The sequence below is a fragment of the Nioella sp. genome, assembly GCF_964229645.1.
In the GTDB taxonomy this organism is placed as follows: Bacteria; Pseudomonadota; Alphaproteobacteria; order Rhodobacterales; family Rhodobacteraceae; genus Nioella.
Window position 1 is genome coordinate 1 of sequence record NZ_CAXREX010000306.1, and the last position, 6,620, is coordinate 6,620.

8 protein-coding genes are annotated in these 6,620 nt (G+C 63.9%); 2 read left to right on the plus strand and 6 right to left on the minus strand.

Annotated features, from left to right (window positions below; all coding sequences use genetic code 11):
- From ACEQXV_RS19215 to secG, 6 genes are all read right to left on the minus strand, one after another.
- A partial coding sequence (locus ACEQXV_RS19215; protein WP_370270514.1) for a hypothetical protein occupies positions 1–281 on the minus strand: 281 nt, incomplete at its 3' end.
- A 6-nt stretch (positions 282–287) separates the two neighbouring features.
- Positions 288–728 (minus strand): TerB family tellurite resistance protein, encoded by a 441-nt coding sequence (locus ACEQXV_RS19220; RefSeq protein ID WP_370255301.1) that lies wholly within the window; start codon positions 726–728, stop codon positions 288–290.
- A gap of 45 nt (positions 729–773) precedes the next feature.
- Positions 774–1,676 carry a PhzF family phenazine biosynthesis protein gene (locus ACEQXV_RS19225; RefSeq protein ID WP_370270516.1) on the minus strand — a complete coding sequence of 301 codons (903 nt, stop codon included), beginning with the start codon at positions 1,674–1,676 and terminating at the stop codon, positions 774–776.
- A gap of 121 nt (positions 1,677–1,797) precedes the next feature.
- Positions 1,798–2,370: an outer membrane protein gene (locus ACEQXV_RS19230; protein WP_370255305.1), complete on the minus strand. Its 573-nt coding sequence runs from the start codon at positions 2,368–2,370 to the stop codon at positions 1,798–1,800.
- A 173-nt stretch (positions 2,371–2,543) separates the two neighbouring features.
- Positions 2,544–4,187, minus strand: a complete 1,644-nt coding sequence (locus tag ACEQXV_RS19235; protein ID WP_370270517.1) for a CTP synthase — start codon at positions 4,185–4,187, stop codon at positions 2,544–2,546.
- Between the two features lie 163 nt (positions 4,188–4,350).
- A complete protein-coding gene (gene secG, locus ACEQXV_RS19240) occupies positions 4,351–4,719 on the minus strand; it encodes a preprotein translocase subunit SecG (RefSeq protein ID WP_370254815.1) in 369 nt (122 codons plus the stop codon).
- A 234-nt stretch (positions 4,720–4,953) separates the two neighbouring features.
- Between secG and ACEQXV_RS19245 the strand changes: the two genes are divergently transcribed.
- Together ACEQXV_RS19245 and ACEQXV_RS19250 are read left to right on the plus strand one after the other, a co-directional pair.
- Positions 4,954–6,249 carry an adenylosuccinate synthase gene (locus ACEQXV_RS19245; protein ID WP_370270518.1) on the plus strand — a complete coding sequence of 432 codons (1,296 nt, stop codon included), beginning with the start codon at positions 4,954–4,956 and terminating at the stop codon, positions 6,247–6,249.
- Positions 6,249–6,476, plus strand: coding sequence for a DUF2842 domain-containing protein (locus ACEQXV_RS19250; RefSeq protein WP_370270520.1), 228 nt, complete (start codon positions 6,249–6,251; stop codon positions 6,474–6,476). Before ACEQXV_RS19245 ends, ACEQXV_RS19250 begins: the two co-directional genes overlap by 1 nt.
- Positions 6,477–6,620: the final 144 nt, after the last annotated feature.

The window sequence follows — 6,620 nt, forward strand, 5'->3', positions numbered from 1 at the left end:
CCGGTCAGAAGGGCAAGGGGCGGCGTGGGCTGGCCGGACAGGCGGTCGAAGGGGCCATCGGAGACCAGGGTTTGCCCCGCGAAACCGGTGCCGACATGCCCCCCCGCGAAGGCGATGCCATGATCGAGGCTGTAGCCCGGTTCCGGGCGCGGGGGCAGGATCTCGAACCCGATCACGGCCAGCGCCGTTTCCCGGATCCCGGCGTAGTCGCGCGGCGTGACGCTTTGCGCATGGAGCGGCAGGCCAAGAAGCAGCAGGACGGCCGGGGACAGGCGCAGCATGGCGACCTAGCCCCGCGCCTCGACCCGCTGGCGTGCCAGGGCGCTGTCTCGGTCATTGACGCCAAGTAGGTTCGCGGTCAGGCGTAGCAGCGCGTCTTCTTCGTGGTCGCGCACGCCATCGGCCAGAACCACCGACCACAGCGCCTCGATCACGCCGGCGCGCTCCTCGTAGGGCACGGCATCCTTGATCGCGCGGGTAAAGCGCACCGTGTCGGGGGCCTCGGATTCTAGGGTTTCGGCTTCGCGCCGCAGCTTGGTGGCCTCGAAAGGCCCAAGCCCGTGGCGTTCGGCCAAAATCCGGTCGATGCGGGCGATCTCGGCCTCGTCATACTGGCCGTCGCTGCGCGCGATACGCACCAGAAGCGCACCAAGCGCTAGCCGCGCATCGGGATCGGGCAGGGGGGCGGGGTCGGACGCCGTGAGGCGCTTGAGCAATTCACCGAACATGGGTCCGAGATAAGCCCCATTTCCCCTGCTGCCAAGGCGCTACCTTCATCCAGTGGGCGGCGTGACCTGTCCCGACATGATCGGAACGGCGCGCCCGGCGATGCGGATGGCGCTGATCCGGCCGTCGTCGACCATGACCGCAAGGCCGATCTGGGACGGGCGGCCCATTTCGACGCCCTGCACCAGCGTGAAGGTGTTTTCGCCCTCTGCCAAGTCCCCGCCCGCCATGAGCTGTGCCGCGAAAATGGCCGAGGCCGAGCCGGTGGCAGGGTCTTCGGGCACGCCGTGATCGGGGGCGAACATCCGGGTGCGGAAGGTGCCATCGCCTGCGGGCGTGTAAAGGAATACGGATTCGTTTGTATTGCGCGACAGGTCCGCCCAGGCCGGTTGCGTGGGCTTGGCCGCGGCCAGGGCATGCGGCCCCTTGAGCGGCACGAAGAGAAAATCGGGCCCGGCTTTCCAGACCCGGGGCTGGTGGGCGCCGTAGCCGATCTGGCCCGCGGACAGGCCGAGCGCGGCCCCGATCAGGGCCGGGCTGGTGTCGCCGCCCATGGGCATGGGCAGTTGCGGGGCCGTGAATTCTGCCGTGATCACCCCGTTGCGGCACCAGACGGAGACCGGCACGAGGCCCGCGGCTTCCTCCAGCGTGATCTCGTCATCCCAATCGCTGCCGCTGTTGCGCCCACGGGCGATATGGATCGCGCAGCCGATGGTGGGGTGGCCTGCGAAGGGACTCTCTGCCGTGGGAAAGAAGATGCGCACCTTGGCCGTGTGGGCCGGGTCGTCGGGCGTCTGGACGAAGATGGTTTCCGAGAGGTTGAACTCACGCGCGATGGTCTGCATCTGCGCGGTGCTGAGCCCGTCGGCCTCTTCGACGATGGCCAGGGGGTTGCCCGCATAGGGCTCGGTCGTGAAAACGTCCGTCGTGGCGAAGGGAAGGCGGGTCATGGAAACCTCGGGTGGGGGCGGTCCGGCCATTTGGTGCCGATTTGCGGACAGGATGCAAGCCGAAGCGCAACAGGCGGCGCCAAATGGCACCGCCTGGGAGGGGGGCAGAGCGGGGACCGGATCAGAAGTGGAAGGCCACGCCGATCGAGACCGCGTCAGAGTCGAAGTCGAGGTTGGAGGCGTAGATCAGACCGCCCGTGTTGTAGGTGGTATGGGCATATTCGATGCGCAGCGAGATGGTGTCGCTGACCAGGGTTTCCAGACCAAGGCCGTAGCTCATGCCCTCGAAGCTTTCCGAGAAGGGCGCGCCGGTCTGGGTGAAATCCGCCCAGGTGTAGCCGAGCGTGGCGTAGACCATGGAATTGCCGAACACGTAGCCTGCACGCGCGCCCAGTTCGAGCGGTCCTTCGACCGAGAAGGTGGTGCCGGGGGCAATCTGGTGATCGCGGTCCAGCCCGTAGGACAGTTCCGCACCGACGATGATGTCGGGGGTCACGGCATGGTTGTAGCCGACAAAGACGCCGCCGGTATGGGCGCTTTGCAGGGGCAGGCCGAAGGAGTTTTCAAGGTTGGCGTTGCCCAGTTCGAAGCCGGCATAGAAGCCCGCGAAATCAGAGGCGTCGGCGAAGGCGGCAGGGGCCAAGGCGAGCGAAAGCGCGAAGGCCGAGGCGAGGGTGGTAAAGGTCTTGGTCATGGCAAAAGTCCTGGTCCGAAACGGATACTTGTGAAGGGTGAAGCTTCTGAAATCGCTTACGATCATGTGTCGCGCGGGACCGCCCGCAGGTTCAAAGAAAACACAAAGAAAAATCCCCGCCGGGCGTATGACCCTGCGGGGATGGTTTTTTATTCAAGATCAGGTGCTTGCGATCAGACGAGGCGCGAGTTGTCCTTGGCGGCCCGCACGAAATCGCGAAACAGCGGATGCGGATCGAAGGGTTTGGATTTCAGTTCGGGGTGGAATTGCACGCCGATGAACCACGGATGGTCCTTGTGTTCCACGATCTCGGGCAGGCGTCCGTCGGGGGACATGCCGGAAAAGAGCAGGCCCTTTTCCTCCAGCGCCTCGCGATACTTGATGTCGACCTCGTAGCGGTGGCGGTGACGTTCCTCGATGGCGCAGCCGCCATAGACTTCGGCCACTTTCGAGCCTTGCTTGAGCACCGCGTCATAAGCGCCGAGCCGCATGGTGCCGCCCTTGTCGTCATCGACCTTGCGGGTGACCTTGTAGTTGCCCTGCACCCATTCCTTGAGGTGGTAGACCACCGGCGTGAAGCGCTTCTTGCCCGACTCGTGATCGAATTCCTCGGACCCGGCATCGCCAAGATTGGCCAGGTTGCGTGCGGCCTCGATCACCGCCATCTGCATCCCGAGGCAGATCCCCAGATAGGGCACCTTGTGCTCGCGCGCGAATTGCGCGGCCGTGATCTTGCCCTCGGTGCCGCGGTCGCCGAAGCCGCCGGGCACCAGGATCGCGTCGAAGCCTTCGAGATAGGGGACCGGGTCTTCGCGGTCAAAAATCTCGGCGTCGATCCACTCGGCCTTGACCTTCACCCGGTTGGCCATGCCGCCGTGGGTCAGCGCCTCGGCGATGGATTTGTAGGCGTCTTCCAGCTGCGTGTACTTGCCGACAATGGCGACCTTCACTTCGCCTTCCGGGTTGTGCACCCGGTCACTGACATCTTCCCACCGGCTGAGGTCGGGCTTGGGGGCGGGGCTGATGCCGAAGGCGTCGAGAACGGCCTGGTCCAGCCCTTCCTGGTGATAGGCCAGCGGCGCGTCGTAGATCGAGCCCAGGTCCTGCGCGGCGATCACCGAGTCGGGGCGCACGTTACAGAACAGCGCCAACTTCTCGCGTTCCTTGGCCGGGATCGGGCCTTCGGAGCGGCAGACCAGGATGTCGGGGGCAAGGCCGATCGAGCGCAGTTCCTTCACACTGTGCTGCGTGGGCTTGGTCTTCAACTCGCCCGATGCCTTGATATAGGGCAGCAGGGTGAGATGCATGAAGATGCACTGACCGCGCGGCTTTTCCTGTCCGAACTGGCGGATGGCCTCGAAGAAGGGCAGGCCCTCGATGTCGCCCACGGTGCCGCCGATTTCGCAGAGCATGAAATCCACGTCGTCTTCACCGATCGAGATGAAATCCTTGATCTCGTTGGTGACGTGGGGAATGACCTGGATGGTTTTGCCCAGGTAGGTGCCCTTGCGCTCTTTCTCCAGCACGTTGGAGTAGATTCGGCCCGAACTTACGGAATCGGTCTTGCAGGCCGGCACCCCGGTGAAACGCTCGTAATGACCAAGGTCGAGATCGGTCTCGGCCCCGTCATCGGTGACGAAGACCTCGCCATGTTCGAACGGCGACATCGTGCCCGGATCGACGTTCAGATAGGGGTCGAGCTTGCGCAGCCGGACGGTGAAGCCCCGTGCCTGCAGAAGCGCCCCCAGAGCCGCGGATGCCAGACCTTTCCCAAGCGAGGAAACCACCCCGCCGGTGATGAAGATGAATCGCGCCATGTGGTGCTAGTCTCCCGTGCCGGACCGGTTGCCGCAAACAGCAAATCGCGATCCTCAAATCCCTCTATCACGGGATTTGAGGATAACAGGATTCGCACGGGCAGGGCAAGCCAGCCGCTACATGATGTTGAGTGAAGGGGCCGAAACCCCAAGATTTATTGGATTAGTCGGCGCGCGGCGGAACCAGCGGCGCGTCGGTTTCGGCGGGCGGAAGCAGCGGACCCTCGCCCGGCAGGGCAGGAACCGTGGTCTCTTCCGTGGATTCGGCAGGGGCCGCGCCGATCCGGTCGAGCACCGAGTCGGTCGAGGAGTTTTGCGCCGAGATGATCGTCAGGGTGACCGAGGTGGCCAGGAAGGCGATGGCAAAGCCCCAGGTGATCTTGCCAAGCGCGGTGGCCGCAGAGCGCCCGCTCATCACACCGCCGCCGCCACCTCCGATACCGAGACCGCCACCTTCAGACCGTTGCAGCAGAACAACCCCGATCAGACAGATGGCAAGGATCAGATGGACGACGAGGATGACGTTTTCCATGAGGGCAGCTTTCCCGGGCCTTGCATTCTTTCGGCCTTACTTATGGGATGCGACAGGCCGCCGCAAGAGGGTTCATTGTGCAGTTGCAGCGTGATCGGCCCTGTTTGCGCAATCAACGTGCGGTTGCGCCCCTGCCTGCGGCCATTGGGGCCACACTTTCCTGTTTCACCCCGGCAGAGGCACCGTTATACACGCCCCGGTTTGAGCCCGGTTCATCAGGAAGGATCCGTCATCATGGCCAACGTGGTTGTCGTGGGCGCCCAGTGGGGCGACGAAGGCAAGGGCAAGATCGTCGACTGGCTGAGCGAGCGCGCCGACGTGATCTGCCGATTCCAGGGCGGGCACAACGCGGGCCACACGCTGGTGATCGACGGCAAGGTCTACAAGCTGCACGCGCTGCCCTCGGGCGTGGTGCGCGGCGGCAAGATGTCGGTGATCGGCAATGGCGTGGTGCTGGACCCCTGGCACCTTCTGGGCGAGATCGAGACCGTGCGCGCGCAGGGCGTCGAAATCACCCCCGAAACCCTGATGATCGCGGAAAACACGCCGCTCATCCTGCCCATCCACGGCGAGCTTGACCGCGCCCGCGAGGAAGCGGCCAGCAAGGGCACCAAGATCGGCACCACCGGGCGCGGCATCGGCCCGGCCTACGAAGACAAGGTGGGCCGCCGGTCCATCCGCGTGGCGGACCTGGCCGACGAGGCGACACTGATCGCCCGCGTCGACCGCGCGCTGCAGCATCATGACCCGCTGCGCCGGGGCCTGGGCATCGACCCGGTGGACCGGGACGCGCTGATCGCTCAGCTCAAGGACATCGCACCGCAGATCCTGCCCTTCGCGGCGCCGGTCTGGAAGGTGCTGAACGAACGGCGCAAGGCCGGCAACCGCATTCTCTTCGAAGGGGCGCAGGGCGCGCTGCTGGATATCGATTTCGGCACCTATCCCTTCGTGACCTCCTCGAACGTGATCGCGGGTCAGGCCGCGACCGGCGTGGGCATCGGCCCCAATGCGATCGACTTCGTGCTCGGCATCGTCAAGGCCTACACCACCCGCGTGGGCGAGGGCCCGTTCCCGACCGAACTGCACGATGCCGACGGCGAGCGGCTCGGCACCCGCGGGCACGAGTTCGGCACGACCACGGGGCGCAAGCGCCGCTGCGGCTGGTTCGACGCCTGCCTCGTGCGCCAGACCTGTGCGATTTCCGGCATCAACGGCATTTCGCTGACCAAGCTCGACGTGCTGGACGGGTTCGAGACGCTGAAAATCTGCGTGGGCTACGATCTTGATGGCGAACGTCTGGACTACCTGCCGACCGCCGCCGATCAACAGGCGCGCTGCACGCCCATCTACGAGGAAATGCCCGGCTGGTCGGAATCGACTGAAGGGGCGCGGTCGTGGAACGATCTGCCAGCGAATGCGATCAAATATGTCAAACGCGTTGAAGAGTTGATCGAGTGCCCTGTCGCACTACTGTCCACCTCGCCTGAACGTGACGACACAATCCTTGTAACCGATCCATTCGCAGACTGATGACCTATAAGAACCGGAAACGCCTAGCCTTGTTTATCCTCGTTGTGGGGATGCCGGCCTATGTGGTTTTCGCTGTTACGGTCATGTCGAATATCGACCGTTTGCCCAAATGGCTCGAATTGCCGACATATATCTTTCTCGGGATTGCATGGGCGATCCCGTTCCGCTGGGTGTTTTTGGGGATTGGCAAAGACGATCCCGACGCCCCGCAGCAGGATCAGGACTAACAAAAGGCCGGTTTTCACCGGCCTTTTTGTTGCATCGTGCCCTCATATTGGCGGTCTTTGCATCCTTTCAACTCAATCAAAAATTGCATATCGTCGCCCGTACATTGGCAAAAATTTGTTTGAGGTCCGGAGGCGATTTTGAGC

Bases quoted from the DNA above. Each gene is read 5' to 3' on its own strand.
- ACEQXV_RS19220 (WP_370255301.1), bottom strand. From the start codon at position 728: ATGTTCGGTGAATTGCTCAAGCGCCTCACGGCGTCCGACCCCGCCCCC.
- ACEQXV_RS19225 (WP_370270516.1), bottom strand. From the start codon at position 1,676: ATGACCCGCCTTCCCTTCGCCACGACGGACGTTTTCACGACCGAGCCC.
- ACEQXV_RS19230 (WP_370255305.1), bottom strand. From the start codon at position 2,370: ATGACCAAGACCTTTACCACCCTCGCCTCGGCCTTCGCGCTTTCGCTC.
- ACEQXV_RS19235 (WP_370270517.1), bottom strand. From the start codon at position 4,187: ATGGCGCGATTCATCTTCATCACCGGCGGGGTGGTTTCCTCGCTTGGG.
- secG (WP_370254815.1), bottom strand. From the start codon at position 4,719: ATGGAAAACGTCATCCTCGTCGTCCATCTGATCCTTGCCATCTGTCTG.
- ACEQXV_RS19245 (WP_370270518.1), top strand. From the start codon at position 4,954: ATGGCCAACGTGGTTGTCGTGGGCGCCCAGTGGGGCGACGAAGGCAAG.
- ACEQXV_RS19250 (WP_370270520.1), top strand. From the start codon at position 6,249: ATGACCTATAAGAACCGGAAACGCCTAGCCTTGTTTATCCTCGTTGTG.